Origin of the sequence: Micromonospora sp. NPDC000668 (genome assembly GCF_042897975.1) — a bacterium.
Classification (GTDB): domain Bacteria; phylum Actinomycetota; class Actinomycetes; order Mycobacteriales; family Micromonosporaceae; genus Micromonospora.
In genome coordinates, this window is the sequence record NZ_JBIAYP010000002.1 from 1,161,167 (window position 1) to 1,186,889 (window position 25,723).

At 70.2% G+C, this 25,723-nt stretch carries 22 protein-coding genes and 2 tRNA genes; 6 read left to right on the plus strand and 18 right to left on the minus strand.

All coding sequences use genetic code 11. The features are described from left to right. Positions 1–42 precede the first annotated feature (42 nt). Entirely contained in the window at positions 43–1,431 is a 1,389-nt protein-coding gene (locus tag ACFY29_RS14970) for an MFS transporter (RefSeq protein WP_386986167.1), read from the minus strand. A 249-nt stretch (positions 1,432–1,680) separates the two neighbouring features. Here ACFY29_RS14970 and ACFY29_RS14975 point away from each other — a divergent pair, with 249 nt between their 5' ends. Continuing rightward, a complete protein-coding gene (locus ACFY29_RS14975) occupies positions 1,681–6,168 on the plus strand; it encodes an HAD-IC family P-type ATPase (RefSeq protein WP_386986170.1) in 4,488 nt (1,495 codons plus the stop codon). 104 nt (positions 6,169–6,272) lie between these two features. On the opposite strand, the gene ACFY29_RS14980 is transcribed toward ACFY29_RS14975, so the two are convergent. After that, on the minus strand, positions 6,273–6,605 hold the full coding sequence (locus tag ACFY29_RS14980) for a hypothetical protein (protein WP_386986173.1): 333 nt from the start codon (positions 6,603–6,605) through the stop codon (positions 6,273–6,275). 83 nt (positions 6,606–6,688) lie between these two features. Between ACFY29_RS14980 and ACFY29_RS14985 the strand changes: the two genes are divergently transcribed. After that, positions 6,689–7,333: a class I SAM-dependent DNA methyltransferase gene (locus ACFY29_RS14985; RefSeq protein ID WP_386986176.1), complete on the plus strand. Its 645-nt coding sequence runs from the start codon at positions 6,689–6,691 to the stop codon at positions 7,331–7,333. A gap of 58 nt (positions 7,334–7,391) precedes the next feature. On the opposite strand, the gene ACFY29_RS14990 is transcribed toward ACFY29_RS14985, so the two are convergent. After that, entirely contained in the window at positions 7,392–8,186 is a 795-nt protein-coding gene (locus ACFY29_RS14990) for an SDR family NAD(P)-dependent oxidoreductase (RefSeq protein ID WP_386986178.1), read from the minus strand. A gap of 77 nt (positions 8,187–8,263) precedes the next feature. On the opposite strand from ACFY29_RS14990, the gene ACFY29_RS14995 reads away from it, so the two are divergent. Then, the gene (locus ACFY29_RS14995) at positions 8,264–8,668 is read left to right on the plus strand and encodes a winged helix-turn-helix transcriptional regulator (RefSeq protein ID WP_386986180.1); all 405 of its coding nucleotides are present in this window, start codon (positions 8,264–8,266) and stop codon (positions 8,666–8,668) included. A gap of 149 nt (positions 8,669–8,817) precedes the next feature. Here the strand turns inward: ACFY29_RS14995 and ACFY29_RS15000 are convergent, their stop codons facing one another. From ACFY29_RS15000 to ACFY29_RS15015, 4 genes are all read right to left on the minus strand, one after another. Next, a complete protein-coding gene (locus ACFY29_RS15000; protein WP_386986182.1) occupies positions 8,818–9,363 on the minus strand; it encodes a hypothetical protein in 546 nt (181 codons plus the stop codon). A 192-nt stretch (positions 9,364–9,555) separates the two neighbouring features. After that, on the minus strand, positions 9,556–10,023 hold the full coding sequence (locus tag ACFY29_RS15005) for a nuclear transport factor 2 family protein (protein WP_386986185.1): 468 nt from the start codon (positions 10,021–10,023) through the stop codon (positions 9,556–9,558). 283 nt (positions 10,024–10,306) lie between these two features. Then, a complete protein-coding gene (locus ACFY29_RS15010) occupies positions 10,307–11,158 on the minus strand; it encodes a hypothetical protein (RefSeq protein ID WP_386986188.1) in 852 nt (283 codons plus the stop codon). Positions 11,159–11,904: 746 nt separating this feature from the next. After that, a complete protein-coding gene (locus ACFY29_RS15015; protein WP_355615231.1) occupies positions 11,905–12,495 on the minus strand; it encodes an NAD(P)H-dependent oxidoreductase in 591 nt (196 codons plus the stop codon). Between the two features lie 625 nt (positions 12,496–13,120). On the opposite strand from ACFY29_RS15015, the gene ACFY29_RS15020 reads away from it, so the two are divergent. After that, positions 13,121–13,564, plus strand: a complete 444-nt coding sequence (locus ACFY29_RS15020) for a tyrosine-type recombinase/integrase (protein ID WP_386986192.1) — start codon at positions 13,121–13,123, stop codon at positions 13,562–13,564. Positions 13,565–13,579: 15 nt separating this feature from the next. On the opposite strand, the gene ACFY29_RS15025 is transcribed toward ACFY29_RS15020, so the two are convergent. The 6 genes from ACFY29_RS15025 to gyrB form a co-directional block, all read right to left on the minus strand. Further along, positions 13,580–13,655: transfer RNA gene (locus ACFY29_RS15025), tRNA-Ala, on the minus strand. Between the two features lie 43 nt (positions 13,656–13,698). After that, positions 13,699–13,827 carry a DLW-39 family protein gene (locus ACFY29_RS15030; protein ID WP_208869723.1) on the minus strand — a complete coding sequence of 43 codons (129 nt, stop codon included), beginning with the start codon at positions 13,825–13,827 and terminating at the stop codon, positions 13,699–13,701. A gap of 42 nt (positions 13,828–13,869) precedes the next feature. Then, positions 13,870–13,943: transfer RNA gene (locus ACFY29_RS15035), tRNA-Ile, on the minus strand. Between the two features lie 149 nt (positions 13,944–14,092). Then, positions 14,093–14,998 carry a DUF3566 domain-containing protein gene (locus ACFY29_RS15040; protein ID WP_328422037.1) on the minus strand — a complete coding sequence of 302 codons (906 nt, stop codon included), beginning with the start codon at positions 14,996–14,998 and terminating at the stop codon, positions 14,093–14,095. A 4-nt stretch (positions 14,999–15,002) separates the two neighbouring features. Next, complete coding sequence (gene gyrA / locus ACFY29_RS15045; RefSeq protein ID WP_386986196.1) at positions 15,003–17,522, minus strand: DNA gyrase subunit A; 2,520 nt, start codon at positions 17,520–17,522, stop codon at positions 15,003–15,005. Between the two features lie 130 nt (positions 17,523–17,652). Next, positions 17,653–19,599, minus strand: a complete 1,947-nt coding sequence (gene gyrB / locus ACFY29_RS15050; RefSeq protein WP_328422033.1) for a DNA topoisomerase (ATP-hydrolyzing) subunit B — start codon at positions 19,597–19,599, stop codon at positions 17,653–17,655. 522 nt (positions 19,600–20,121) lie between these two features. Here gyrB and ACFY29_RS15055 point away from each other — a divergent pair. Continuing rightward, on the plus strand, positions 20,122–20,676 hold the full coding sequence (locus tag ACFY29_RS15055; protein WP_328422031.1) for a hypothetical protein: 555 nt from the start codon (positions 20,122–20,124) through the stop codon (positions 20,674–20,676). Here ACFY29_RS15055 and ACFY29_RS15060 read toward each other — a convergent pair. After that, positions 20,661–21,164, minus strand: coding sequence for a MarR family transcriptional regulator (locus tag ACFY29_RS15060; RefSeq protein ID WP_328422029.1), 504 nt, complete (start codon positions 21,162–21,164; stop codon positions 20,661–20,663). The two genes, ACFY29_RS15055 and ACFY29_RS15060, sit on opposite strands and share 16 nt — an antisense overlap. A 116-nt stretch (positions 21,165–21,280) precedes the next feature. Between ACFY29_RS15060 and ACFY29_RS15065 the strand changes: the two genes are divergently transcribed. Continuing rightward, positions 21,281–21,505 carry a hypothetical protein gene (locus tag ACFY29_RS15065; RefSeq protein ID WP_328422027.1) on the plus strand — a complete coding sequence of 75 codons (225 nt, stop codon included), beginning with the start codon at positions 21,281–21,283 and terminating at the stop codon, positions 21,503–21,505. A 9-nt stretch (positions 21,506–21,514) separates the two neighbouring features. Here the strand turns inward: ACFY29_RS15065 and ACFY29_RS15070 are convergent, their stop codons facing one another. The 4 genes from ACFY29_RS15070 to dnaN are packed head-to-tail and all read right to left on the minus strand — an operon-like array spanning position 21,515 to position 25,348. Continuing rightward, positions 21,515–22,177 carry a DUF721 domain-containing protein gene (locus ACFY29_RS15070; RefSeq protein WP_386986201.1) on the minus strand — a complete coding sequence of 221 codons (663 nt, stop codon included), beginning with the start codon at positions 22,175–22,177 and terminating at the stop codon, positions 21,515–21,517. Then, positions 22,152–23,285: a DNA replication/repair protein RecF gene (gene recF / locus ACFY29_RS15075; RefSeq protein ID WP_386986204.1), complete on the minus strand. Its 1,134-nt coding sequence runs from the start codon at positions 23,283–23,285 to the stop codon at positions 22,152–22,154. The genes ACFY29_RS15070 and recF overlap by 26 nt, the downstream gene beginning before the upstream one ends. A 16-nt stretch (positions 23,286–23,301) precedes the next feature. Next, entirely contained in the window at positions 23,302–24,174 is an 873-nt protein-coding gene (gene gnd / locus ACFY29_RS15080) for a phosphogluconate dehydrogenase (NAD(+)-dependent, decarboxylating) (protein WP_328422021.1), read from the minus strand. Between the two features lie 40 nt (positions 24,175–24,214). Further along, a complete protein-coding gene (gene dnaN / locus ACFY29_RS15085) occupies positions 24,215–25,348 on the minus strand; it encodes a DNA polymerase III subunit beta (RefSeq protein ID WP_328422019.1) in 1,134 nt (377 codons plus the stop codon). Positions 25,349–25,723 lie beyond the last annotated feature (375 nt).

Genomic DNA, 25,723 nt, shown 5'->3' on the forward strand with positions numbered 1-25,723 from the left:
TCCTCCCGGCCGACCGGGGCCAGGCGCCGCCGAACCTGCGGATCACCCGCCCAGCCGCGTGCTCCCGCCCACCACCACCCGGCCGGCCAGCAGCGCACCGAGCAGCGCCAGGCCGGCGGCGACCACCAGCGTCGCCGCATAGCTGGCCGGGCCCGGCGCGCTACCGGCCGCCAGCACCGCCCCGGTGAGCGCCAGTACGGTCGCCGCGAAGAGTGAGTCGCCCAGTTGCAGCGAGGAGCTGTTGCGGCCCTGCTCGCCGGGGGCGGACAGCTCCAGGGTGAGCACCGACAACGACGGGTAGAGCAGCCCCATGCCGAGGCCGGCGACCGCCCAGCCCAGCACGGCGACGGCCACCGGCAGTTCGGGCCAGACGGCCAGCGCCACCGTGGCGGTACCGACCGTGATGCAGCTCAACCCGGCTCGGGGCAGGCTGGCGCGGGAGGCCGGCAACGGGATCCGGCCCTGTACCCAGGAGCCCACCGACCAGGCCAGTGCGCCGACGGTGAGGACCAGCCCGGCTGCGGTCGGCGACAGACCTCGCTCCCGGGAGAGCATCAACGGGATGACGACCTCGGCGCCGACGAACGCCGCCGAGGCCAGACCCCGCAGCCCGATCACGGTGGGCAGCCCTCGGGCCGCCCGGAGGAACCCGGCCGGCAGCAGGCGCGGGGCGCAGACCAGCAGGCCGGTCACGGCGAGTGCGATCAGTGCCAGGGCGGCCGCGCCGCGCTGCTGTCCCCCGATGTGCAGCAGTGCGGCGCTCGCCCCCGCCCCGCACGCCCAGCCGATCCGGGCCACGGCACCGGCCGGCGGCCGGGTTGGCGCACTCCGTTCGAGTGAGCGCAGGCCGGGGTGGACCAGCAGCACCGCCGGCACCGCCACCGCCGGCACCGCCAGGAAGACCCACCGCCAGCCCAGGTGCTCCACGATCAGGCCGGCCAGCGCCGGCCCGACCAACGACGGGACGACCCACGCCGCCGCGAACGCGGCGAAGATCCGCCGGTGCAGTTCCTCCGGGTACGCGTGCCCGACGATCACGTAGAGCGCCACCGAGAGCAGCCCGGAGCCGAACCCCTGCACCACGCGGCCGACGACCAGCGCCTCCATCACCGGGGCGGTCCCGGCGATCAGCAGCCCGACCACGAACCAGGCGACGCCGTGCCACATCGCCGCCCGGGGTCCTCGCGCGTCGCACCAGATTCCAGAGATCACCATGGCCAGCACGCCCGCGGCGAACGAGCCGCCGAACGCGATCCCGTACAGCGCCAGCCCGTCCAGGCTGCGAGCGACGGTCGGCATCGCCGTGCCGACCGCCAGCGCCTCGAACGCGAGCAGCGAGATCAGCGCGACGCTGCCCACCGTCATCGCCCGCAGTCGGGGTGCGAGCAACCCCGGAGGGGCCGATACGACGGTGGCGGATGGGCTCAGCATGGACCGAGCCTGCGACCTCAACCCGGATTCATGTCAATCAGGGGTGACGCGGCTCTCGTCGGGGATCCCACCGCCCACCCCCGTCCATCCGACGGCGACGACGGAAAGTTCCCCTGCTCCGAGGGCATAACGGATGCCAGGTCGGGAAGCCAGGCCGCCGGACGCGAGGCGGTGGGAGGACGAGATGGCCAAGGGCAGGACCTGTATCAGCGGGGAGTCGGGCCGGCGTCCGTCCAGCCGTACGCCTCGATGACGGCGGCGGGTCGCGCGGTCGGCCGCCTCCTGCCGTCCATCGGCGTGCCGCACCTGGTCAGCGAGGCGTCCCGGACCGTGGGCTCGGCTGCGACCCGGCTGGCCCGGACGGCCGGGCTGACTCGGCGTCGGATCTGGTCCCGACCTGGTCGCCACCACATCGAGGTGCACGGCGTCTGCCAGGACGGCGGCGACCAGCTGGCCCGGCAGGTGGAGGGCGCGCTGGAGCAGGTGCCCGGGGTGGCCTGGGCCCGGGTGAACGCCCCGTCCGGCCGGGTGGTGGTCGCTGTGCAGGATCCCGAGCCGAAGCTGCGCGACCTGATCGCCACTATCGCCCGGGTCGAGCAGACCTGCGACCACGAGCCTGACCCGGAGATCCCGCCGCCACACCCACCGGAGGACGGGCCCCGGACGCCACGCACCCTCGGAGGGCTCGCCTCGGACGCGCTGGGCCTGACCATCTCGGCGGCCACCCGGATCCTGCCGTTCGCGCCGGTGCCCGGAGAGGTTGTCGGGCTGCTCGGCGCGGTGGACCTGCAACCGAAGCTGCACGCGTTCGCCAGCCGAGGGCTGCGCGCCGACCCTCGCGCCGACATTCTCTTTCCGCTCGCCGAAGCGGTGGTGCAGGGTCTGGCGGGCGGCTGGGCGGGGATAGTCGTGGACGGCGCCCAACGGATCGTGCAGTGGGGCGAGGCGCGGGCCCAGCTCTCCGCGTGGGAGCGGGCCGAGCCACAGCTGACCGGTGAGCCGGAGCGCGCCACCGCGCGCTGGCTGGGGAACGACCGCCCCCGGCCGAAGCCGGACGGCCCGGTCGAGCGGTACATCAACCGGTCGCTGGCCGCCGGCGCGGCAGCCGCTGCGGCGGCGGTGCCGTTCGCCGGGCACAAGCGGGCCGCCGCGCTGGGCCTGTCCGCGTTGCCCAAGGCCCCAGGCAGCGGGCGCGAGGGGTACGCCGCCCAACTCGGCCAGATCCTGGCCAGACGCGGGGTTATCGCCATGGACCGCAGCGTGCTGCGGGAACTGGACCGGATCGACACGCTGGTGCTGGACGCCGCGGTGCTCGGCTCGGACCGGGGCGTGCTGGCCGACCTCGCCCCGGTGCCCGGAGCGGATGTCGACCAGGTGGCGGAGCGGGCGTTCGCGCTGTTCGACCCGGCTGATCCGGCCGGCTCGCGGGCGGTGGACGGCTGGCGGCTCGGACCGCTGGACCAGTTGCCCGCCGGCGACCCGGGTGGCATCCCGGACCGGGAACGGTTGCGAGCCGCAGGTGGCCGACTACTCGGTCTGGTCCACGACGACCGGCTCGTCGCGTTGTTGCGCGTCGAGCCGGAGCCCGCGCCGGGCGTCAACGGCCTGCCGGCCGCCGCCCGCCACGCCGGCCTGCGGCTGGTCGTGGCCGGCGGTGACGAGCAGCGGTACGGCTTCGCCGACGCGATGCTGCCCGGCGGGGACCAGCTGACTGAGTCGGTACGCGCGTTGCAGCGCGACGGTGCCGTGGTGATGCTGGTGTCCTCAGACCGACCGGCGCTCGGTGCGTCCGACTGCGGCCTCGGGATGTTCAGACCGGAGGAGCTGCCTCCATGGGGAGCGCACCTGCTGGTCGGCGCGGATTTGCGGGTGGCTGCTCTGATGGTCGAGGCGACCGGAGTGGCCCGGCGAATGACCGGGCAGAACATCCGGCTGGGCCTGGCCGGCACCGGTCTCGGTGCGCTGGGCGCGTTCACCGCCGCACCAACCCAGTTGCCCGTCCGAACGCTGGTCGCGGTGAACGGCGCGGCCGGGCTGGCCTTCGCACACGGCGTGTGGCGGGCCCGGCGGCTGCCCGACCAGTCGGACACTCCGGCACCGGTGGCGACCGCCTGGCACCTGATGCCGGTCGGCGCCGTGTTCGACCGGCTCAGCACCGGGCCGGACGGCCTGGACAACGCGGAGGCGCAGCGTCGCCGCGACGGGCACGGCGCGAGCGGCGGCGAGGCACCCGGAAAAGGTGGCCTGCTGCGCGCCTTCGTCGACGAGCTGGCCAACCCACTCACCCCGGTGCTGGCCGCCGGGGCGGTGCTCTCCGCGTCGTTCGGCTCGCTGGTCGACGCCGCGCTGGTGGGCGGCGTGGTCGGCGGGTCCGCCATGATCGGGGCGGTGCACGAGCGCAACACCGAACGGTCGCTGGCGGAGCTGCTGTCCCGTTCGGCGGTGACCGCCCGGGTCCGCCGGGACGGCGCTGAGCGGGTGGTCGCCGCCGAGGACCTGGTCCTCGGGGACGTCATCGCCGTCGAGCCGGGTGACTCGGTGCCCGCCGACTGTCGGGTGCTGGAATCGGTGGGGCTGGAGGCGGACGAGTCATCGCTGACCGGCGAGTCGCTGCCGGTCGCCAAGACCGACCGACCGGTGGTCGCCGCCGCCGTCGCCGACCGGCGCTCGATGTTGTACGAGGGCACCACCGTCGCCGCCGGGCACGGCACGGCCGTGGTGGTGGCCACCGGCTCTGACACCGAGGCCGGGCGCAGCCTGGCGCTGGTCCGGCAGGCGCCTCCGAGCAGTGGGGTGGAGGCCCGACTTGGTTCGTTGACCAGCCTTGCCATCCCGTTGGCCGCCGGTTCGGCGGTGGCGGTGGCCGGCGCGGGTCTGCTCCGGGGCGTACCCCTGGTCGAGACGGCGGCGACCGCCGCGAACCTCGCCGTTGCGTCGGTGCCGGAGGGGTTGCCGTTCCTGGTCAGCGCGGCACAGCTGGCCGCCGCCCGGCGGCTGGCCGAGCACGGCGCGTTGGTCCGCAACCCGCGCACCATCGAGGCGCTCGGTCGGGTGGATGTGCTCTGCTTCGACAAGACCGGCACCCTCACCGAGGGCCAGTTGCTGCTCGCCGGGGTCGGCGACGGCGTGGCCGACCGGTACGCCCCGGTGGACCGGCTCGACGATCGGCTCCGGATGACGCTGGCCGCGGCGTTGCGGGCCACCCCTGCCGCAGCCAACCCGGAGGAGCTGGCGCTGCATACCGACCGCGCGGTCCGGAAGGGTGCCGCGGCGGCGGGGGTGGTGGAGCAGACCGGTGCCCATGGCTGGCAGGCTGCCGGCGGGCTGCCGTTCGAGCCGTCCCGCGGGTACCACGCGAGCGTCGGGGAGACCGACGGTCACCTGCTGTTGAGCGTGAAGGGCGCCCCGGAGTCGGTGCTGCCGCGCTGTTCGGCCCGGCGCACCGACGGCCGCCAGGAGCCGCTGGACGACGCCGGCCGCGCGGAGCTGCACCGGGTGCTCGCCGACCGGGCCGGGGCGGGGCACCGGATCCTGGCCGTCGCCGAGTGCCAGGTGGACGACCCGAAGGTGACCGACGGGGACGTCCGAGGGCTGACCTTCGTGGGTTTCCTGGCCCTCGCGGACGGGGTCCGGGAGAGCGCCGCCCCGGCGGTACGCCGGATCCGGCAGGCCGGCGTGCACACCATCATGATCACCGGGGATCACCCGGCGACCGCCGAGGCGATCGCCGCCACCATCAGCGAGCACGACGAGCAGCGGGTGGTCACGGCCGGTGAGCTCGACCAGTTGGACGACGAGGCACTCGCCGAGCGGTTGGTCCGCACGGACGTGGTGGCCCGTTGCACCCCGACGCACAAGGTTCGGATCATCCAGGCGTTGCAGAAGTGCGGGCGGACCGTGGCAATGACCGGCGACGGCGCCAACGACGCCCCGGCGATCCGGCTGGCCGACGTGGGCATCGCCCTCGGTCAACGAGGCACCCCGGCCGCGCGGGCCGCCGCCGACCTGGTGGTCACCGACGACCGGCTGGAGACCATCATCGCCACCCTGGTCGAGGGTCGGGCGATGTGGTCGTCGGTGCGGCACGCGCTCAGCATCCTGGTTGGCGGCAACCTCGGCGAGATCGCATTCAGCGTGCTCACCGCCGCGGCGACCGGCCGCTCCGCGCTCACCGGACGGCAGCTACTCCTGGTCAATCTGCTCACCGACCTGGCTCCGGCGCTGGCCATCGCGATCCGCCCGCCCGCCTCGGACCGCACCGAAAGCCTGCTCCGGGAAGGCCCGGACGCGTCGCTCGGCGAGACCCTCACCAAGGAGATCGGGCTGCGCGCGGCTGCCACCACGCTGGGCGCCACCGCCGGCTGGACGCTGGCCCGGTACACCGGCCGCCGTCGGCGGGCGGGCACGGTCGCGCTGGTCTCCCTGGTCGGCACCCAGCTCGGCCAGACGGTCCTGGCTGGCGGCACCAGCCCGGCGGTGCTGGCGTCCACGGCGGCGTCGCTGGGGGCGCTGGTCGTGGTAGTGCAGACACCGGGGTTGAGCCAGTTCTTCGGTTGCACGCCGATCGGGCCGGTCGGTTGGACCATCGGGGCCGGATCAGCGCTCGGCGCCACCTTCGCCAACGGCGCACTCACCAAGCTGGTGGAGCACCTGCCGCAGGCCCGGCCCGACACCGCGGCGCGGCCGGCGGCGGACGACGGCGGGGAGGGCAGGTCCACGGGCGCCCCGCCCGCCTGACCGTCGCACCGCCCTCCTGGCCGCCGGCGGACGGTCCAGGCTACGGCGACACATCCACACTCGGAAGCGCGAAACCCCAGAGTCATATTGACACCTCAGAGTCATCACGCTTGACGGGAGACATCACCCCCATCCCCACGCTCGTGGAAAGCGTCGCGGGGCGGGCCGTGCTCCGCCCAGCAGAGGCCGCCCCGGAACTCCACGCCGGGGACGCCGTCGCCGAGCCGACCGATGTCCACCACGCTCGCCAGAGAGCCGGCGAGGTCGGTCTGCAACTCGCCGACCGCGGTGTCGAGGTCATCCTCCTCGGTGGACCAGTCGATGTCGGCCGCGCGCAGCTCGGCGACCGCGTGACCGATCACGGCTGCGGGGTCGGTGACGATCACATCGACCCGGCAGTACAGGTGCAGGGTGACGGGGGCTGGCTGTTCATCCATTCAAGGATGATGACCAGCGCGTTACGCGTCACGGCTACCGGCCCGTGGATCGCCCGTCTGGTCCCTGATCTAGCGTCGCCGTCATGAACGATGACGGCTGGTTAGCAGACACTCGCATCTCCTACGACACAGTCGCTGCCAGTTATGCAGACCTGCTGCGCAACCTCCTGGCTGAAACGCCCTACGAACGAGCGACTCTGGCTTTGTTCGCCGACCTCGTTCACGCCGCCGGTGGCGGGCCCGTCGCGGACGTGGGCTGTGGACCAGGGCGCATCACCGCCCACCTGCATGAGCTCGGCGTTGAGGCGTTCGGCATTGACCTATCGCCAGGAATGATCGATGTGGCTCGGCGTGATCATCCAGGTCTACGGTTCGAGGTGGGCTCCATGACCGACCTCGATCTGGATGACGGTTCGGTCGCCGGCTTGATCGCCTGGTACTCGCTGATCCACATCCCCGACAGCCAGGTCGGCTCGGTCTTCGCGCACTTCCGGCGAGTGTTGCGTCCCGGTAGCCCGCTGCTGCTCAGCTTCCACGTCGGCGACGAATCACGGCTCAAGACGCAGGGCTACGGCGGGCACCCGATGAAGGTTCACGTCCACCGTCGCCAGCCCGACCAAGTGGCGGCATGGCTGCGCGAAGGCGGATTCACGGTCGAGGCACAGATGACTCTCACCTCGGTAGAAAGCTCGCTCGGCGGGATCATCTTTGGGCGCCGTCAGTCCTAATCGGATCTCCTCGTCGGGAGCCGCGGGGCCGGAGACGTGCGGACGGGAGAGGTGAGCTTCAGGTGAGCAGCGTTTCTGTGAGGTCCATCAACCGCTCGGCGTTCCCGGCGTCGAGGGTGGGGAAACTGAGCGGGAGTCGCTTGTCCCGGTCAACGGCGGTCAGCGGCGCGGCTGGTGGCGTGTCCAGGAACCGATGGATCGGCGCTATGGCGTCCGCGATGGGTTGGGCCGCCACCGACGCCGCCGCCAGCAGCCCACGGAGTACGAGCGGAAGCGGGCTACGGTCGCCGCTTTTGGTGAAACCGGGATGGTAGAGCACGTATCGGGCACGGCTGCCGGACCGCTGGGCGAAGCCCACGCCGAGCAGGTCGTTGGCTCGACCGGCCTGCAACTGTGCGGTGATCATGGAGTAGCCCGAGGCCAGTTGCGGATCGGTCCAACGCACGCCGCCCTTGGTGACCCCGACGCCAGCGACGTTCACGATCACCGGTGCGGCAGCTCGGTCCAGGGCCGGACGTAGGCCGAAGCTGAGCAGATAGCGACTGAGGTAGTAGAGCGCGAACGTGCGCTCCAGGCCTTCGCCGGTCACGATGCGACGCGGCGCTTGAGCATTGGCGAACAGCGCCAGCGCGTCCACGACCTGGTACTCGGTGAGGATGTGCTCGATGACCTGCCGAGTCTCGGCCATGCTGGAGAGGTCGACGGGAAGGAAGTCGATAGCGCTGCCGGCGAGCGCCTCGCCGCGTTCGCGGTTGCGCCCGAGCACCAGGACGCGGTCGCCGCGTTCGGCCCGCCCGCGGGCCAACGCACGTCCCATTCCGTTCGTGCCCCCACTGACCACCACAACGCCCATGTCGCCCCCCCGTTACCGTTCTTCACTGACGTGCTCATCCTGGGCAGACGGCCAGTGGAGCGAAAGAAGGCACTTTCATGACCACAAGGGACACCGGTGTGCGTGCCTCGCTGGACAACCACCGGTTGCCGAATCCCGTTCCGATCGGCGAGTACGAGCGCTGTCCGGTCACCGACGTGCTGCGGCGGGTGAGCGACAAGTGGACGCTGCTGCTGATCACCCTGCTCGGCCGGCGTCCGTACAGGTTCAACGAGTTGCATCGGGCGGTGGAGGGCATCAGCCCGCGCATGCTCACCCGGACGCTGCGCACGTTGGAGAGTGACGGCCTGGTCGAACGTGAAGTGTTTCCGACGGTGCCGCCGAGCGTCGAATACCGGCTGACGCCGCTCGGCGTCAGCCTTCTGGAGCCGCTCTCCGCGCTGGCCGACTGGGCGGTCGACCACCACGCCGAGATCGCTACGACACGTCGGCGGCCCACCTGAAAACACCATGGGCGGACTCCGTCCTACGGTTCGCACACCGCCACGGACGGGAGACGAGTTCCTTCCACCCACCCGATAGCCGCAAAAGCTCAGGTTGACCGCAAGATCAGGTTTTCGGCAGACCCTCCCGTGCGGGAGCAGGGTCGCGGTCAGCCGCCCCTCCTCTCGAAGGCCGCCTCACTGACGCCCCATAGGAACAGGCCGCCGAGGGGGCACTCGGGAAAGTCAGCCCGCAGCACCCGGACGAGAAACTCCACCATGCCGCAGTCGTAGCGGCTCCACAGCGAGCCGTTCCGCTTGTAGACCACGACCGGCCACTTGGCTGGATCGCCGTCCGAGGCATCCCAGCACAACATGTCGGCGGTGGCGTCGACACCCCAGTTGATCAACACCGGAGAGGTGCCTTCCAGTTCGGGCGCCTTGTCCTCGGTCTCCCAGTCAGCCTCGGCGTTCGCCGTCTCGATCACCATCCCGTCCCGCTGCGCCTCGGACAGCGGGACCTTGGCTTCCGGTTTGTTGATCGACAGGTAGTTCTGCACCGCACCAGCGCCGTAGACCTCCATGAAGCGCTGGTAGTCAGGCGGGAACGGCCTGCCCCAGGACGCGGCGAGAGCGTCCCAGTCGACCCTCGTACCACCGTCCGCCGGCGGCGACATTAGCCGTCGCAGGGCGTCCAGATCGGCCGGCTCACTCATCGGCACCTCGCTTTCTGGTCCGTGTCAGGTCGATGGGCATGAACGCCTGGAACTCGCTCGAGAACGTCCTGACCTGGCGGCCACCCTGGCCGACCGCGTCCTGGCCGCTGTGGTCTGCGACGTCGTCCGCCAACTGGTCAGCGACGTCCGCGCGGATCGCGGCAGATGAGTGCGCAGGGCGTCGGGCGTGAATCAGGGTCGGGCTGTGCCCTCGATGGTGGTGCTTTCTTGAGGACGGAGTGCGGTCAAAAGGCTGTCGAGTTGACCCCAAGCCCGTGCGCTGGCGACGTGGTCAATGTAGTCTCGGGACTCAATGATGAGCCCATTGCGGATACGCATCACGAAGACGCATGGCACCGTGAATGCCTCACCTGTCTCGGCGACCCGCCCCTGATAGGCAAACTCGGCGACAATCACCTCTGGGTCCGCGGTTTCATGAATCGTCACGTCGACCGGCTTACGGTTCAGCGTCCGGGCGACCGGAGGCGGCGCGGTGAAGTGCTCGTGCAGTTCGCTGCGGCTACGCAGCGGCGGCGGGTTGAGCGGGTGGAACGGATGCGTGACATGGGTTTGTTCGGCGTATAGGTCGGCCAAGTCTTCGTACGGACCGTCGCAGACACCGTTCACCAGTCGGAGGAAAGTTTCGCGTGGGCTGCTCATGCCGGGCTTCCTTCGAATCGGTAGATGTCACTTGGGTCACGCCGAGGACTACATCCGGGGATGGCCGGTACACCATCGACGGCACCCTACCGACCTCAGCCCCGATTTGACTGCCCCGAAGCGCTTTCGTCGGCCGTCTCGAGTGCATTGTCATCGGCACGTCCGGACGGCAACCGGGCACCTCGGCGTGACGCTGCATAGCGCGCGGATCGCGGCATGAGCGTGCACGGTGTGCTGAGCGCGAACGGCCGCTGAGCGAAGCGGCACCTACGACGAAGCAGCGTCACGCATGATTGAGCGTGGCGAGCCACTTTTTCGGGTATGGCTTTTGAGTCGACAGGTTCCGGATCAACGTCGCCAGGGTTTCGGGGCGTCGGCCGTGGGCCACCAAGGCGACGGCCTCCGCCAAGGCATATCGAACGCGGCTGTCGCGTCGGATTCCGACCTCCTCGCGAAGGCTCGGACCGAAGCTCGCTGTCAGCTTCTCCTGCCGCTCCGCCAGATAGGAATATACCGACGGATCCATCGATACGTTGCTGACCGCGCCGGACGGCAAGTCCGCGGTCCAGCCTGCGTGCTGCTGCCAACGTCGCGTCTTCGGACTCGTCTTACCACGGGCGACGACCCCGATGAAACGAATCTTTCGGCGCACGACGTCCCACGGCTCCCGCTGCTCCTCGACCCAGTCGCGGAGCAGCGAATACAGGCTCTCGAACGTCCTGCCGGTGGACACAATGTCGACGAACGAGACAGGATCGCCGGTGCGGGCCAGGCGGAACGGCGTCACGCCACATCGAGTCAGGATGACGCGAGCCTCGTCGCGCCACTCATCACACGGCACCCAACCCTCTGAAGACCTGCTGAATGGCAACCGTATCAACCTCGGGTCCTCGGCCAGCACTCCAGTAAGCAGGTCGTACATCGAATCCATCGAGCGTCCGACGAAGTGCAACGCGCCGCCACCGGAACGGGCTAACACCCTGGCCGAGCAATCCGCCAACTCTGCCGCAAACCACAAATCGGGGCGGCAATCCCCGTCCAAGAGCGAACCCAGTCGATCCGGTGTCACCAAGTTCCAGCGGAACGGCAAGGTCATCCTCGGGTCGTCGGCCCACATGGCGAACGATAATGCCATGGCCTTTCCCCTGCTGCAGGGAATTGCGGGCCACGGCCCGGGGGAGCCCCGACGGCCATGGATGGACGGCGCGCTGTCATCGGCAGATCCGTGCGCTCACGCTCCGCCGACCTGCCGCTGGGCCCCTTGCGGTGGGCGCGGAGAGCTTCATGACGGCCGACACCTACGGCCATGTTCTGCCGGCGAGGGCTCGTCAGGCTGCCTCGGCCATAGATCGGGTCCTCGGCCAGGAGCGGACGGCGTGACCGCTTGGCTGTACTCGGGAACGAGATCAACCAAGGAAAGTGCTGGTGGAGCCCAGGGGACTCGAACCCCTAACCCCTGCCTTGCAAAGGCGGCTCGGTGCCGTGGACGCTTGCCGATCAATGTCGGCGACTGGCGCTGGAGTCTAGGACGTTGCTGTCCTGTACCAGCCGTTGTCGACTGTTGTCGCGCGTCTCGCTGACTTATTGCTGACGGACGGCATCGGCTACCGGTCCGCGACCCACACACGGCATGGTTCGAACGCGCTGCTCGACGGGCGCAGAGGCATGCCGATTCCTAGATCAGTGGGCCATCCAGGTGACCAGCGGGCTCGCTGTGCGCGGCTATGAGCACGCCATGCGATGCGGTGGGAGACACTCGGACGATGACAGCCAATCGTGCGGGGTTGTGGCATCCGGTTCAGCTCACCGGTTCGGCGACGGCACGGACCGCCGCAAGGCCGCCACGACCGAGGATCCGGCCGTCGGCAGCGCCACGCTCGGCTACGTACCGGACTGGGCCGTCGCCATCGTCGTGCCAGCCCGCAGGGTTGCCAACGCACCGCTCCAGGCCGCCAACTGGTCGAGCATCGTGTTCACCGCATCCACCTGATGAGGGCCGGGCTTGAAGACGCTGAAGTTCTCGAAGTCGGTGAAGAGCGAGAGTGCCACCTGTGCCCGTACGTCCGCCATCTGCAACTCGGCCACCACCAGGCGCAGGTGCTCCACTGCACGGGTGCCGCCGACGCTGCCGTAGCTGACGAACCCGGCGGCCTTGTTGTTCCACTCGGCGTAGATGAAGTCGATCGCGTTCTTCAGCGCCCCGGATGTGGAGTGGTTGTACTCCGGTGTCACGAAGACGTACCCGTCGAAGGAGGCGATCTTTTCGGCCCATCGCAGGGTGTGTGGCTGGGTGTACTGGCCCATCGACGGGGGTGTCATCTCGTCGAGGTGTGGCAGGTTGAAGTCCTTGAGGTCGACGAGTTCGTACTCGGCGTCGCCACGCTTAGTGGCGATGTCGTGCACCCAGCGGGCCACCGCCTCCCCGTTACGACCGGGACGGGTGCTGCCGATGATGATGCCGATTCTGGTCATTGTCGCCCTTTCCTTCTATCCCGACACGCTCGGGAGCCGGTGGCGGTTACCCCATCTGCATGGCTTCTAACGGACACAAGGCGATCCGATCGCCGCCGGCAGCAGCAGCAGCAGCAGCCCGGAGGGAACCTGCCGTCCCGTCTGCCCTCGACCCGCCCTCCTGGGGAGCCGGCCGCCGCCCGGCCCGCCACGTCAAGCGGACCTTGACGCCCGTACGGACGCTGGCGGGTCGGGCGGTGGTCTGCTCGGCTTGCCCGGGTCGATGGCAAGCGGGATGGCCTACCGCAACCACCCACGGACCGCGACCCGCCGGCGGAGCCCCGGCCATCCTGGAGCCGGAGCGCCCCCGCCGGAGGCGCACTAGCCGCAACCCTGCGGCCGCCGCCAGCTCGCCGACGCGGCCGGCGTGCGCTCGCTTACGCCGCGCGGGCACGTGGCCGCGCGGCCCGGCCGGCTGCCGGCCCACCCCTCACTCGTCAACGATCTGTCGTTCTGCGGCGGCCCACCGGGCTTCCCGCTTTCCGGGCCAGCCGCCGGGCGTCAGGCGTGACGGCCGCAGAGCGACAGCGGCGCGGCCGGCGCGCGCCCAGGCGACGGCGCGTGCGGCCCGTCAAGGGCCGCCTTGATGTTGCGTAGTAACTTCCGGCGTCAGGTCTGGCGTCCGTCTCTTGTCCGAGCTGGACTCCTGGGCCAGCTCGCCGAATCCGGGCCGTTCAAGTTCCGCGCAACCTGGCCCGACCGCGACGGCGTGGAATGGTCAGCGGAGTTCACGACCGAACGGGAAGCGGTCGACTGCTTGGCGACCAAGGCGGCTGGTGGACTGCGCTTCCATGATCTGCGGCATTGCTACGCGACGTGGTTGGTGTCCGCCGGAGTCCCTGTCAACGTGGTCCAGGCGGTGATGGGCCACGAGCAGGCGTCAACGACGCTCAACCGCTACACGCATACTCCGGCGGATTTCCACGAGTCGGTGCGCAGGGTCTTCGGCGGGTCTGCTGACGATCCGCTGACTACCGTAGAAGATCCTCAATTTGGCGGGAAGCCGATCGAGGGAGAAAACAGCCCGTGACCAGGCCAAATTGTGTGGTGGAGCCCAGGGGACTCGAACCCCTAACCCCTGCCTTGCAAAGGCAGTGCTCTGCCAGTTGAGCTAGGGCCCCGTGAGCGGGCGGCGTCGCCGATCGCTCGGCGCCGGGCCTGACCTCAGCGCAGGTCGGGCGCGGTGGTCGCCTCGTGCCACAGGGCACGCTCGTCGTTGGACGCCTTGACCTTGTTGAACACGACGGCGGCCACGCCGACGACGCCAGCCAGAATCAGCAGCTTCTTGAACATGGGGCAACCCCTCAAGCTCGACTACCGTCGGACGACATGCGGTGGGGCTAGATGGAATCGAACCATCGACCTCAGAGTTATCAGCTCTGCGCTCTAACCGACTGAGCTATAGCCCCGCGTTGCGACGAGCAAGATTAACCCATCCGCTCGGCCGGCCCCAAATCGGGGTCCGGCCTGCGAGCCGGGTCGTCGACGCCTCCAGAACCTACCCGAGTGCGGAGCGCCGGAGCGACCGCTATTCGCGGCGCCCCGGCGCTCCGATCGCTCAGTCCCGCTCGGCGAGGGTCAACTCGATCCCGCCGACCAGGTCGGCGCAGACGTTGTAGACGAACGCTCCCAGCGTGGCCAGCGCGGTGAACAGCACCACGTTGACCAGGCCGATCAGCGCCGAGCTGAGGATCACGCCCTTGGCGGTGATCTGGAAACCGTCGGTGCTCTGTCCACCGCCGGCGTTGACCAGGTCACTCAGGCTGTCGTTGACGCTCTGGAACACGCCCATCGCGTCCAGCGCCAGGTAGAGCACCGACGTGGCGACCACCACGACGATGAAGAGCACCACCGAGACGGCGAACGCGAACTTCATCACGGACCACGGGTCGATCCGCTTCAGGTTCAGCCGGGCCCGGCGCGGTCCGCGGGACGCGGCCGAGCTGACCGAGGTACGCGCGGCGCGTACCGCGTCACCGACCCGGGCCGCCCCGACGGCGGACGCGTTGCCGATGCCCGGTGGCAGGCCACCGCCGCTGGCCGGGCGGCCGGCAGTGGCGGTACGCCCCGGGTCCGGCTGCGGCTGGGTCATGCCGGGGGTGATCCGGGGCTGGGTGCCCGTGCTCCCGGTCGACGCCGCCTGACCGGCCCGGACGTTGATCGGCTGGGTGGTCGTCGGACGGGCCGGGGCCGGGGCCGCCACCGGGGGTGTGCCGGCGGACGCCGGCGCCTCGGGAGCGGAGGCCTCGGACTTGTCGGCCGACCCGCCGTCCTCGCCGGGCTGGTCCGGCGGTGGTGTCATGCCGGGAGCCCGGGTGAATTTCGGGGCAGGCGCGTCGGCGGGGACCGTCGCCCGGCCCACGGCAGCGCGGCCGGTCGCTGGTGTGCCGCCCTTGGCGGCCTCCTCGTCGACCGGGTTGGCCGAGGTCCCCGTGTTCCCCGACTTCGCCTGTGTCTCCGTCATTCAACTAGTCCTGTTCGTCAGGCTCGTCGGCATTGCGAGCAATCGCCACGATAGTCACGCCGTCCGGGAGGTCCATCAGCTTGACCCCCATTGTGTTCCGGTCACGCGTACGGCGTACAGGCTTCACCGGAGTCCGGATGACACCACCGTTGCTTGTGATCGCGAACAGTTCGTCGTCCGGGTCGATCACGACCGCGCCGACGAGACCACCGCGCCGCTCGGTGATCTTCGCAGTCAGCACGCCTTTACCTCCCCGGCCCTGCACCGGGTATTCCTCGATCGGGGTACGTTTCGCGTATCCCCCGTTGGTGGCCACCAGAACGTCCAGGCCCTCCCGAACGACCTCCATGGCCAGCAGGACGTCATCGTCCGTGAAACGCATGCCGATCACGCCCGAGGTGGCCCGACCCATCGGCCGCAGCGCCTCGTCCGAGGCGCTGAACCGGATCGCCTGCGCCTTCTTGGAGACCAGCAGCAGGTCGTCGTCCGGCGCAGCCAACGCAGCACCGACCAGCTCGTCCTCATCGCGCAGGTTGATCGCGATGATGCCGCCGGAACGGTTGGAGTCGAACTCCTCGAGCCGCGTCTTCTTCACCAGGCCGTTCTTCGTGGCCAGTACCAGGTAGGGGGCCACCTGGTAGTTCGGGATTTCGATGATCTGCGCGATCTGCTCGTCGGGCAGGAACGCGAGCAGGTTGGCCACGTGCTGGCCCTTGGCTACCCTACTGGCCTCCGGCAGCTCGTACGCCTTGGCCCGGTATACGCGGCCCTTGTTCGTGAAGAACAGAATCCAATCGTGGGTTGAGCATACGAAGAAGTGGCTGACGATGTCGTCCTGTCGCAGTGTGGCGCCACTGACGCCCTTGCCGCCGCGCCGCTGTGAGCGGTAGAGATCGACCTTGGTGCGCTTGGCGTACCCGGTCCGGGTGATCGTGACGACCACGTCCTCCCGGGCGATGAGGTCCTCCATCGAGACCTCGCCGTCGAACGGGACGATCTTCGTGCGCCGCTCGTCGCCCCACTTCGCGATGATCTCGCCCAGCTCCTCCGAGACGATCCGCCGCTGCCGCTCCGGCTTGGCGAGGATGTCCTTGAGGTCGGCGATCTCGATCTCCAGCTTGGCCAGGTCGTCCACGATCCGCTGCCGCTCCAGGGCGGCCAGCCGGCGCAGCTGCATGTCCAGGATCGCGGTCGCCTGGATCTCGTCGATCTCCAGCAGCCGGATCAGGCCCTGCCGGGCGTCGTCCACGGTCGGCGACCGACGGATCAGGGCGATCACCTCGTCCAGCGCATCGAGTGCCTTGCCCAGACCACGCAGGATGTGCGCCCGCTCCTCGGCCTTGCGCAGCCGGAACGCGGTCCGCCGACGGATCACGTCGATCTGGTGCTCGACGTAGTAGCGGATGAACTGCGCCAGGTTGAGCGTGCGCGGCACCCCGTCGACCAGCGCCAGCATGTTGGCGCCGAAGGTCTCCTGGAGCTGGGTGTGCTTGTAGAGGTTGTTCAGCACCACCTTGGCGACCGCGTCGCGCTTGAGCACCAGCACGATCCGCATGCCGGTACGCCCGGAGGACTCGTCGCGGATGTCGGCGATCCCGGCGAGCTTGCCTTCCTTGATCAGCTCGGCGATCCGCTCGGCCAGGTTGTCCGGGTTGACCTGGTAGGGCAGCTCGCTGACCACCAGGCAGGGCCGGCCGCGCTTGTCCTCTTCGACCTCCACGACAGCGCGCATCCGGATCGAACCGCGACCGGTGCGGTAGGCGTCCTGGATGGCGGTGGTGCCGACGATCAGGCCGTGGGTCGGGAAGTCCGGACCCTTGACGATGCCGAGCAGGGCTTCGAGGGTGGTCTCCTCGTCCTCCTCCGGGTTCTCCAGGCACCACTGCACCGCCGCGCCGATCTCGCGCAGGTTGTGCGGCGGGATCTTGGTGGCCATGCCGACCGCGATGCCCTCGGAGCCGTTCACCAGCAGGTTCGGGATCCGCGACGGCAGGATGGTGGGCTCCTTGGCCCGGCCGTCGTAGTTGTCCTGCAGGTCGACGGTGTCCTCGTCGATGTCCCGCAGCATCTCCATGGCCAGCGGGTCGAGCTTGCACTCGGTGTACCGCATGGCGGCGGCCGGGTCGTTACCCGGCGAGCCGAAGTTGCCGTTGCCGTCCACCAGCGGGTACCGCAGCGACCAGGGCTGCGCCATCCGGACCAGAGCGTCGTAGATCGCCGAGTCGCCGTGCGGGTGGAACTGACCCATCACGTCGCCGACCACCCGGGAGCACTTCACGTAGCCCCGGTCCGGCCGGTAGCCGGAGTCGAACATCGCGTAGAGGATCTTGCGGTGGACCGGCTTGAGGCCGTCCCGGACGTCCGGCAGCGCTCGACCGACGATGACGCTCATCGCGTAGTCGAGGTAGGAGCGCTGCATCTCCACCTCGAGCCCGACCGGCTCGATCCGGTCGTGCGCGACCACGGCGGCGAGGACCTCGGGGACCTCGGGCTCGTTCGGTGTGGACTCGGGTGAATCGGTCACTGTATACCCTTATCAGACTCAGAGTCGTTTTCGTGCTGTGGATAACGGCTGTGGATACCGGCCAAGCTGTGGATAACTCTGTGGATCGGTGGGTCGGTCGGGTGTGGCCCGACCGACCCACCGTGCTCCGTCAGATGTCCAGGAACCGGACGTCCTTGGCGTTGCGCTGGATGAACGACCGGCGCGCCTCGACGTCCTCACCCATCAGCACGCTGAACAACTCGTCGGCGGTTGCCGCGTCGTCGAGCGTGACCTGACGCAGGGTACGCGTTGCCGGGTTCATCGTGGTCTCCCACAGTTCGGGGTAGTTCATCTCGCCGAGGCCCTTGAAGCGCTGGATGTCATCCGGCTTGGCGTTGGGCTTCTTCTGCTGGCGCAGCGCGATCAGCCCGTCCCGCTCGCGGTCCGAGTACGCGTACTGGGCGTCGTCGCCCTTCTTGTTCCACTTGATCTTGTAGAGCGGCGGGGCGGCCAGGTAGACGTGCCCCAGCTCGACCAGCGGGCGCATGAAACGGAAGAGCAGCGTGAGCAGCAGCGTCTGGATGTGCTGGCCGTCGACGTCGGCATCGGCCATCAGCACGGTCTTGTGGTACCGCAGCTTCTCGATGTCGAAGTCGTCGTGGATGCCGGTGCCCAGCGCGGTGATCAGCGCCTGGACCTCGTTGTTCTTCAGCACCCGGTCGATCCGGGCCTTCTCCACGTTGAGGATCTTGCCGCGGATCGGCAGGATCGCCTGGGTCCGCGGGTCCCGGCCCTGCTTGGCCGAGCCACCCGCCGAGTCGCCCTCGACGATGAACACCTCAGACTCGCGCGGGTCGGTGGACTGGCAGTCGGCCAGCTTGCCCGGCATCGAGCCGGACTCCAGCAGCGACTTGCGCCGGGCGAGCTTGCGGGCCTGCTGCGCGGCGATCCGGGCGCGGGCCGCCTGGGAGGCCTTCGTGATGATCATCTTGGCCTCGGCCGGGTTGCGGTCGAACCAGTCGACCAGCCGGTCGTTGCAGACCCGCTGCACGAAGCTCTTCACCGGGGTGTTGCCGAGCTTCGTCTTGGTCTGCCCCTCGAACTGCGGGTTGGCCAGCTTGACCGAGATGATCGCCGCGAGCCCTTCCCGGATGTCCTCGCCGGAGAGCTTCTCGTCGCCCTTGAGCAGTTTCTTGTCGGCGCCGTACCGGTTGACCACGCTGGTCAGCGCGGACCGGAAGCCCTCCTCGTGGGTGCCGCCCTCGTGCGTGTTGATCGTGTTGGCGAAGGTGTAGACCGACTCGCCGTACGACTCGTTCCACTGCATGGCGATCTCGAGCGACATGCCCTCCTCTTCGGCACCGAACTCGACCACGGTCTTGTGGATCGGGCTCTTCGAGGCGTTGAGGTGCCGTACGAAGTCGGCGATGCCGCCCTCGTAGAAGAAGGTCACCTCACGCTGCCGGCCGTCCTCCTCCTCAGCCACTCGCTCGTCGAGCAGGTGGATGCGGAGGGCACGGTTGAGGAAGGCCATCTCCTGGAGGCGCCGGTAGATGGTCTGGAAGTCGAAGTCGACCGTCTCGAAGACGTCGGCGTCGGGCCAGAAGGTGACCGTCGAGCCGGTGCGGTCGGTGGGCTCGCCCTTGTCCAGTGGGCCGGGCTTGGAGTTGTTGTACTGCTGCCGCCACACGAAGCCGGACTTGTGGATCTCGACGGCCATCCGGGTGGAGAGGGCGTTCACCACCGACACGCCGACGCCGTGCAGACCACCGGAGACCGCGTACGCCTTGCCGTCGAACTTGCCGCCGGCGTGCAGCACGGTCAGCGCGACCTCGACACCCGGCTTCTTGAGCTTCGGGTGCAGGTCGACCGGGAAGCCACGGCCGTTGTCGGTGACCTGGACCCCGCCGTCGGCGAGCAGCACCACGTCGATGGTGTCGCAGTATCCGGCCAGCGCCTCGTCGACCGCGTTGTCCACGACCTCCCAGACGAGGTGGTGCAGACCGCGCTCGCCGGTGGACCCGATATACATACCGGGCCGCTTGCGGACGGCCTCCAGCCCCTCGAGAACGGTGATCGACTCCGCGCCGTACTCCTGCTTGTCCTGCGCTGCCACCCTCGGCCACTTTCTCGCGTCGTCTGCGCCGGCAAGGCGCTTCGGGCGCGGGTTCGGCGGACAGGACGCGACGTCGGCGCGCGGACCGGTGCCGGAGACCTCCGGACAGCGGGTCGAACGCGCCGGTCGCCGCGGTTGCCCGCGGATCGCGATCGGCTCGACCCGACGTGGAGAATGTTTCTGGGGCCACCGGCCCCGTCCCTCGCTCCGCACCGGGTCTTCGTCTCACCGTCAATCCTACTGTGCCCGGAGGACAGAACCACCACTCGGCACCCTCAACGAGGCGGCTGAGAAAGCCGTAGCCGGCAGAACCCCATTGCCCACGACTCCCCCCACACGCCAGGCTCCGATCGGACGCGCCGCCCCCGAACGGGTTGACCCGCGGCCGGGCGGGTCGGGGGTCGCGGCCGGACCGCCGGTGCCGTACGTTTGCGGCGCCCCGGGAGCGGCCTTGATCTTTACGGGCTGGAACCGGGACGATCGACCCAATCGACCCGACACGTGCTCTTTAAGAGGTGACAGATGGGGCTGGACAACGTCGCGGTGCACTGGCCGCGTACCGGCCGCTTCTACGATCCGGTCGCGCCGGCCGAGTTCGTCGACTTCGGCGAGATCGTCGACCTGCCGCGAATCTCCGCGCCGACAGCGGCTCTGGCCGAGTTGATCGCGAAGACCGGCACCGTCCGGGCGACCGCGTACACCGAGCTGGTGGATCTGCTGCTCGGCCTGGAAGGTGTGTTGTACGCCACAGACGCCGCGGCCGAGGACGAGGACCCGGTGATCGACCCGGACGGCTGCGCCTGGATCGCTGGCGGCATCGAACGCTTCGTGGCCGGCCACCGCCCGCACGGCGAGGCGGTCACCTTCGAGTCGGTGAGCACGGTGCTGCGCTCGCTGCTCGGCGACGGACGGCTGGCCGAGCAGCAGCTGCGCTGGCTGGAGAGCCGACTCGACGCGCTCCGCGACGAGAGCGGCGACCCGCCGCAGTGGAACTTCACCTGCGCCGAGTTGGGCGTGCTCGCCGCGTTCTACCGGCGCTGCGCCGAGCGCGGCTTCGCGGTCTACGCCGACGCCTGACCGCTCACCCCGGGATCCGGGGTGGGCGGGTCACCACCGCCGGGCCGGTTGGCCGCGGCGATCACCTGGGTGAGCACGGCGTGCAGGTGTTGCAGGTCCTCCACGGGCAGCCCGAGCCGCTGCACGATCGCGGCCGGGATCAGCTCCGCCCGGCTGCGCAGCGCCGTGCCGCTGTCGGTGAGGGTGACGGCGAGACTGCGCTCGTCGGCGGCGTCGCGCTCACGGCGCAGGTAGCCGGCTGCTTCGAGCCGCTTGAGCAGGGGTGACAGCGTGCCCGGGTCGAGCTGCAACAGGCGACTGAGGTCGCGGCCGGACAGCGGCGCGTGCTGCCAGAGCGCCAGCATGACCAGGTACTGCGGATGGGTCAGCCCCATCGGCTCCAGCAGCGGCCGGTAGACGGCCACGACGCTGCGCGCCGCCACCGAGAGGGCGAAGCAGACCTGCTGTTCCAGCGCCAGCGGGTCTACGCCGTCCGGTCGTTCGCTCATCGGTTGCCCTCCCCATGCATGATCGCTATCGTACAGATAGTTGGTACACCAACCATTGGTGTCCCAATCGTCCGTCCGCGGTGACGGGTGAATGAAGGCGCAGGAGAGGGCGGCAGATGAGCGAGGACGGCGCGGCCACCAGGTCCCCCGGCGAGGGCGGCCGCTTCATGCGCTGGGCGTTTCGGCACCTGGCCGGCCCGCCCGAGGTCGAGGGCGCGGTGCAGGGCGGCTCGGCCGAGGCCCGCGAGCTGTGGAAACGCGACCTGGAAGAGCGCAAGCGCTACACCCGGGAACAGCGCGAGCGGAAGCGCGCCGCCCGGGAGGCCGGCCGGCGGAGCTGAGACGCCCGCTCAGCCGTAGGTGTCCCGCGGCCCTCGGCCACGCACCCGGCGCGGCCCCTTCTGCCAGGATGGCGCGGCCGGGCCGTGAATGTGCAGCTTGCGCACCACGTTGTGGCCGACCTCGCGAGCGATCTGCTTGAGCAGCGAGCCGGCCAGCAGCCGCAGCTGGGTCGCCCAGGCGGTCGAGCGGGCCTCCACGGTCAGCTCGCCGTTCTCCAGCTTGACCGGCCGGCTGTGCTGGGCGACCTCCGCGCCGACCACCCGCTCCCAGGCGCCGAACACCGTGGCCTCGGCCGCCGGCTGCTGCCAGCCACGCGCCTTCACGAGCCGGTTCAACACCGCGCTGAGAGGCTGCGGGTCGCGCGGGTCGGGGCCCGGGCCGGAGTAGCCGCGCAGCCGCCGCCCCGAGTCGCCGTCGCCGCTCCCGCCACCGCCAGGGGTACGCCGCGCGCGGGCCGCCGCCTGCCGCCGGGACAGCGCCGCGTCGAGCACCGCCCGGGCCAGCTCCGGCCCGCTGGCGGCATCCGCCTGCCCGCCGTCCGTACCGCCCCCGGCCGCCTTCGATCCAGGGGTACGCGCGGCAGCCGCGTCGCCCGGGCTGGCCCGCCGGTCACCCCGGCCAGCGTCACCTCGATTGGTGCCCGGCTCATCCGACACGGCGTACCGTCCCATCGCTGACCTGGTAGCGGGTGCCGCGCAGGGCGGCCGGCACATCATCGTCCACCGCGCAGGTGACCAGCAGCTGGCTCGCCCCGCCGACCAGCTCCGCCAGCCGCTCCCGGCGGCCGGTGTCCAGCTCGGCGAAGACGTCGTCGAGCACCAGCACCGGCTCGATACCGTCGGCGCGCAGCAGGTCGTACCCGGCCAGTCGCAGCGCGAGCGCGAACGACCAGGACTCGCCGTGGCTGGCGTACCCCTTGGCGGGCAGCGGGCCGAGGGTCAGCGCCAACTCGTCACGGTGCGGGCCGACCAGGGTGGTGCCTCGTTCGATCTCGGCCGAGCGGGACGCGGCGAGGGCCGCGGTCAACGCCTCGGCCAGCGCGGCCCGATCGGTGGTCGGCTCGGCCAGCTCGATCGAGGGCCGGTAGGCGATGGCGGCCGCGCCCCGACCGGCGGCCACCGCGTCGTACGCCTTGGCAACGTGCGGGGTCAGCGCGGCGACCAGTTCCAGCCGACCGGCCAACAGCTCCGCGCCGTGCTGGGCCAGGTGGGTGTCCCAGACCGCGAGGGTGCCGAGGTCACCACCCCGGGACCCGCCGGTCTTACGAGCCAGGTACGCGGTACGCAGCAGGGCGTTGCGCTGCTTGACCACCCGCTCGTAGTCGGCCCGCACGCCGGCGTACCGGGGCTGCCGGTTGACCAGCAGGTCGTCCAGGTAGCGGCGACGCTCGGCCGGGTCGCCCCGGACCAGCTCCAGGTCCTCCGGAGCGAAGAGCACCAGTCGCAGAGCGCCGAGCACGTCGCGGGCCCGCCGAGCCGGCGAGCGGCCCAGCCGGGCCCGGTTGGCCTTGCCGGGCACGATCTCCAGCTCGACCAGGAGCTCCCGGCCGTCGTGCACCACCGCGCAGCGGATCACCGCCGAGCTGGCACCCATCCGGACCAGTGGCGCGTCCGTGGCGACCCGGTGCGAGTCCAGGGTCGCCACGTATCCCAGCGCCTCGACGAGGTTGGTCTTGCCGACGCCGTTGGCGCCGATCAGGACGTTCGCCCCCGGCTGGAGGTCGACGGCGACCCGCTCGTACGAGCGGAAGTCGACCAGTTCCAGCCGGTGAACGTACACAGGGTGTGGATACCGCTCAGCGCTTGTGGACGGCGTGGCCGCCGAACTGCTGGCGCAGCGCGGCGACGGCCTTCATGGCGGGCGAGTCGTCCTGCCGGGAGGCGAAGCGGGCGAACAGCGAGGCGGTGATGACGTTCAGCGGCACAGCGAGCCGGACCGCCTCGTCGACCGTCCACCGGCCCTCGCCGGTGTCCTCGGTGTAGCCGCTCAGCTCGGCCAGCTCCGGGTCCTCGTCGAGCGCCAGGTCCAGCAGGTCGAGCAGCCAGGAGCGCACCACGGTGCCCTCCCGCCAGGACTTGAACACGCCCGGCACGTTGGTCACCAGCTCGGAGGCGGCCATCAGCTCGTAGCCCTCGGCGTAGGCGTGCATCAGGCCGTACTCGATGCCGTTGTGCACCATCTTGGAGTAGTGCCCGGCACCGACCGGCCCGGCGTGCACGAAGCCGAACTCGCCCTCCGGCTTGAGGGAGTTGAAGATCGGCATCAGCCGCTCGACGTGCTCCTCGGCCCCGCCGACCATCAGCGCGTAGCCGTTCTGCCGGCCCCAGACGCCGCCGGAGACGCCCACATCCAGGTAGCCGATGCCGCGCTCGGCGAGCCGCTCGGCCCGCGGGGCGTCGTCGCTGAACCGCGAGTTGCCGCCGTCGATGATGATGTCGCCCTCGCCGAGCACCCCGGCGAGCTCATCGATGGTGGCGTCGGTGACGCCGGCGGGAACCATGACCCACACCGCACGCGGCGACTCGAGCTTCTCCGCCAGGTCCGCGAGGGTCGGCGCGTCGCTCAGCTGCGCGTTGTGGTCGAAGCCGACCACCTCGTGGCCGGCCGCCCGCAACCGCTCGCGCATGTTGCCGCCCATCCGGCCGAGTCCTACCAGGCCGAGCTGCATGTGTTCCTACCTCCGTGGATCTGGGTATCGCTGGGCGCGATCAGCGGGACACGCGGATCGGCATGATGAGGTACCGGTACCCGGGGATGACCTCGCCATCCTCACCGGCGGGTGAAATCACCGCGGGCTTGAAGGCGTCGACGAACGACAGCACGGCCGTCTGCGAGCCCAGGTTCGCCAGGCCGTCGATGAGGTACTGCGGGTTGAACCCGATGGTCAGCGCGTCACCGGTGAAGGTGGCCTCCATCGCCTCGCTGGCCCGCGCCTCCTCGGAACCGCCGGCCTCCACCACCAGGCCGTCGGCGCTGAAGCTGAGCAGCACCGGGGTGGTCCGCTCGGCGACCAGCGCGACCCGCTTGACCACCTCGATGAGGGTGCTGACCGACACCCGGGCGTCGGCGTTGTGGGTGGCCGGGAAGAGCGAGCGCACCGGCGGGTAGTTGGCACCGTCGAGCAGCCGGCTGGTGGTGCGCCGGGTGCCGCCAGCGAGGCCGACCATGCCCTCGCCCGCGGCGCCCTGGGCGAGGGCGAGGGTGACCTCGCCGCCCAGCGGGCCGAGCGCCTTGGCGGTGTCGTTCAAGGTGCGGGCCGGCACCAGGGCGTTAATGCTCACCTCGGGGTCGTCCGGCCGCCACTGGATCTCACGCAGTGCCAGTCGATAGCGGTCGGTGGCGAGCATCGACAGGGTGCTGCCGGCGAGCTCGACGCGGACGCCGGTCATCATCGGCAGCGTCTCGTCGCGGCCGGCGGCGATGGCCACCTGGGCGACCGCGGTGGCGAACGCCGCGGCGTCGACCGTGCCGGCGCTCTGCGGCATCTCGGGCAGCGCGGGATAGTCCTCCACCGGCATGGTGGGCAGGGTGAACCGGGCGCTGCCGCAGACCAACTCGAGGTGGGCGCCGACCGCGGCGATGTCCACCGGCTTGGCCGGCAGCGCCTTGGTGATCTCGGCGAGCAGGCGGCCGGAGACGAGCGCGGCGCCGTCGGCGTCACCCTGCACCTCGACGGTGACCTGGCTGGAGACCTCGTAGTCGAACCCGGAGACCCGCAGGTTGCCGTCGGTGACGCGGAGCATCACCCCTGCGAGCACCGGTACGGATGGCCGGTTGGGCAGGCTCTTCGCGGTCCAGGCCACGGCCTCAGCGAGCGCGTCGCGCTCTACTCGGAACTTCATCAATGCCTCCGCGTCGACGTCAGCGACAACTCTCTCATGCCGACCGCTGCTTACCGTCCCGCCCAACCGTGCGGGTACCCATCGCACCTTAGGGCGCGGGGGCATCGGCTGTGCGCCCGACCCCGTGGTTCGTGTCGGTGCTGACCGGCTGATCCGGCAGCGCTCGGCCCGATCCACAGAAAGCCCAACGGTGATGATTGGTTTTTGTTCTCTTAGAAGAGATAACTCATCGTCTTCATCGCACCTGTGCAAACTGTGGAGAACTCGGGTCTGCGCAGCTCAGACAGGTTATCCACCGGTGATTTAGCTGTGGAGAACCGGGGGTACAACCGCCCTCTGCGTCCACAGGCCGGCCGCGGCGCCTGGTTGTCCACC

What these genes read in the sequence shown, in the direction of transcription:
- ACFY29_RS15040 (WP_328422037.1), bottom strand. Translation starts at nt 14,998, where the DNA reads ATGACGGAGACACAGGCGAAGTCGGGGAACACGGGGACCTCGGCCAAC.
- ACFY29_RS14995 (WP_386986180.1), top strand. Translation starts at nt 8,264, where the DNA reads ATGACCACAAGGGACACCGGTGTGCGTGCCTCGCTGGACAACCACCGG.
- gnd (WP_328422021.1), bottom strand. Translation starts at nt 24,174, where the DNA reads ATGCAGCTCGGCCTGGTAGGACTCGGCCGGATGGGCGGCAACATGCGC.
- ACFY29_RS15020 (WP_386986192.1), top strand. Translation starts at nt 13,121, where the DNA reads ATGTTGCGTAGTAACTTCCGGCGTCAGGTCTGGCGTCCGTCTCTTGTC.
- ACFY29_RS14970 (WP_386986167.1), bottom strand. Translation starts at nt 1,431, where the DNA reads ATGCTGAGCCCATCCGCCACCGTCGTATCGGCCCCTCCGGGGTTGCTC.
- ACFY29_RS15070 (WP_386986201.1), bottom strand. Translation starts at nt 22,177, where the DNA reads ATGGGACGGTACGCCGTGTCGGATGAGCCGGGCACCAATCGAGGTGAC.
- dnaN (WP_328422019.1), bottom strand. Translation starts at nt 25,348, where the DNA reads ATGAAGTTCCGAGTAGAGCGCGACGCGCTCGCTGAGGCCGTGGCCTGG.
- ACFY29_RS14975 (WP_386986170.1), top strand. Translation starts at nt 1,681, where the DNA reads ATGACGGCGGCGGGTCGCGCGGTCGGCCGCCTCCTGCCGTCCATCGGC.
- ACFY29_RS15060 (WP_328422029.1), bottom strand. Translation starts at nt 21,164, where the DNA reads ATGAGCGAACGACCGGACGGCGTAGACCCGCTGGCGCTGGAACAGCAG.
- ACFY29_RS15005 (WP_386986185.1), bottom strand. Translation starts at nt 10,023, where the DNA reads ATGAGCAGCCCACGCGAAACTTTCCTCCGACTGGTGAACGGTGTCTGC.
- ACFY29_RS15015 (WP_355615231.1), bottom strand. Translation starts at nt 12,495, where the DNA reads ATGACCAGAATCGGCATCATCATCGGCAGCACCCGTCCCGGTCGTAAC.
- ACFY29_RS15065 (WP_328422027.1), top strand. Translation starts at nt 21,281, where the DNA reads ATGAGCGAGGACGGCGCGGCCACCAGGTCCCCCGGCGAGGGCGGCCGC.
- ACFY29_RS14990 (WP_386986178.1), bottom strand. Translation starts at nt 8,186, where the DNA reads ATGGGCGTTGTGGTGGTCAGTGGGGGCACGAACGGAATGGGACGTGCG.
- ACFY29_RS15000 (WP_386986182.1), bottom strand. Translation starts at nt 9,363, where the DNA reads ATGAGTGAGCCGGCCGATCTGGACGCCCTGCGACGGCTAATGTCGCCG.
- ACFY29_RS15010 (WP_386986188.1), bottom strand. Translation starts at nt 11,158, where the DNA reads ATGGCATTATCGTTCGCCATGTGGGCCGACGACCCGAGGATGACCTTG.
- ACFY29_RS15030 (WP_208869723.1), bottom strand. Translation starts at nt 13,827, where the DNA reads ATGTTCAAGAAGCTGCTGATTCTGGCTGGCGTCGTCGGCGTGGCCGCC.
- ACFY29_RS14980 (WP_386986173.1), bottom strand. Translation starts at nt 6,605, where the DNA reads ATGGATGAACAGCCAGCCCCCGTCACCCTGCACCTGTACTGCCGGGTC.
- ACFY29_RS15055 (WP_328422031.1), top strand. Translation starts at nt 20,122, where the DNA reads ATGGGGCTGGACAACGTCGCGGTGCACTGGCCGCGTACCGGCCGCTTC.
- ACFY29_RS14985 (WP_386986176.1), top strand. Translation starts at nt 6,689, where the DNA reads ATGAACGATGACGGCTGGTTAGCAGACACTCGCATCTCCTACGACACA.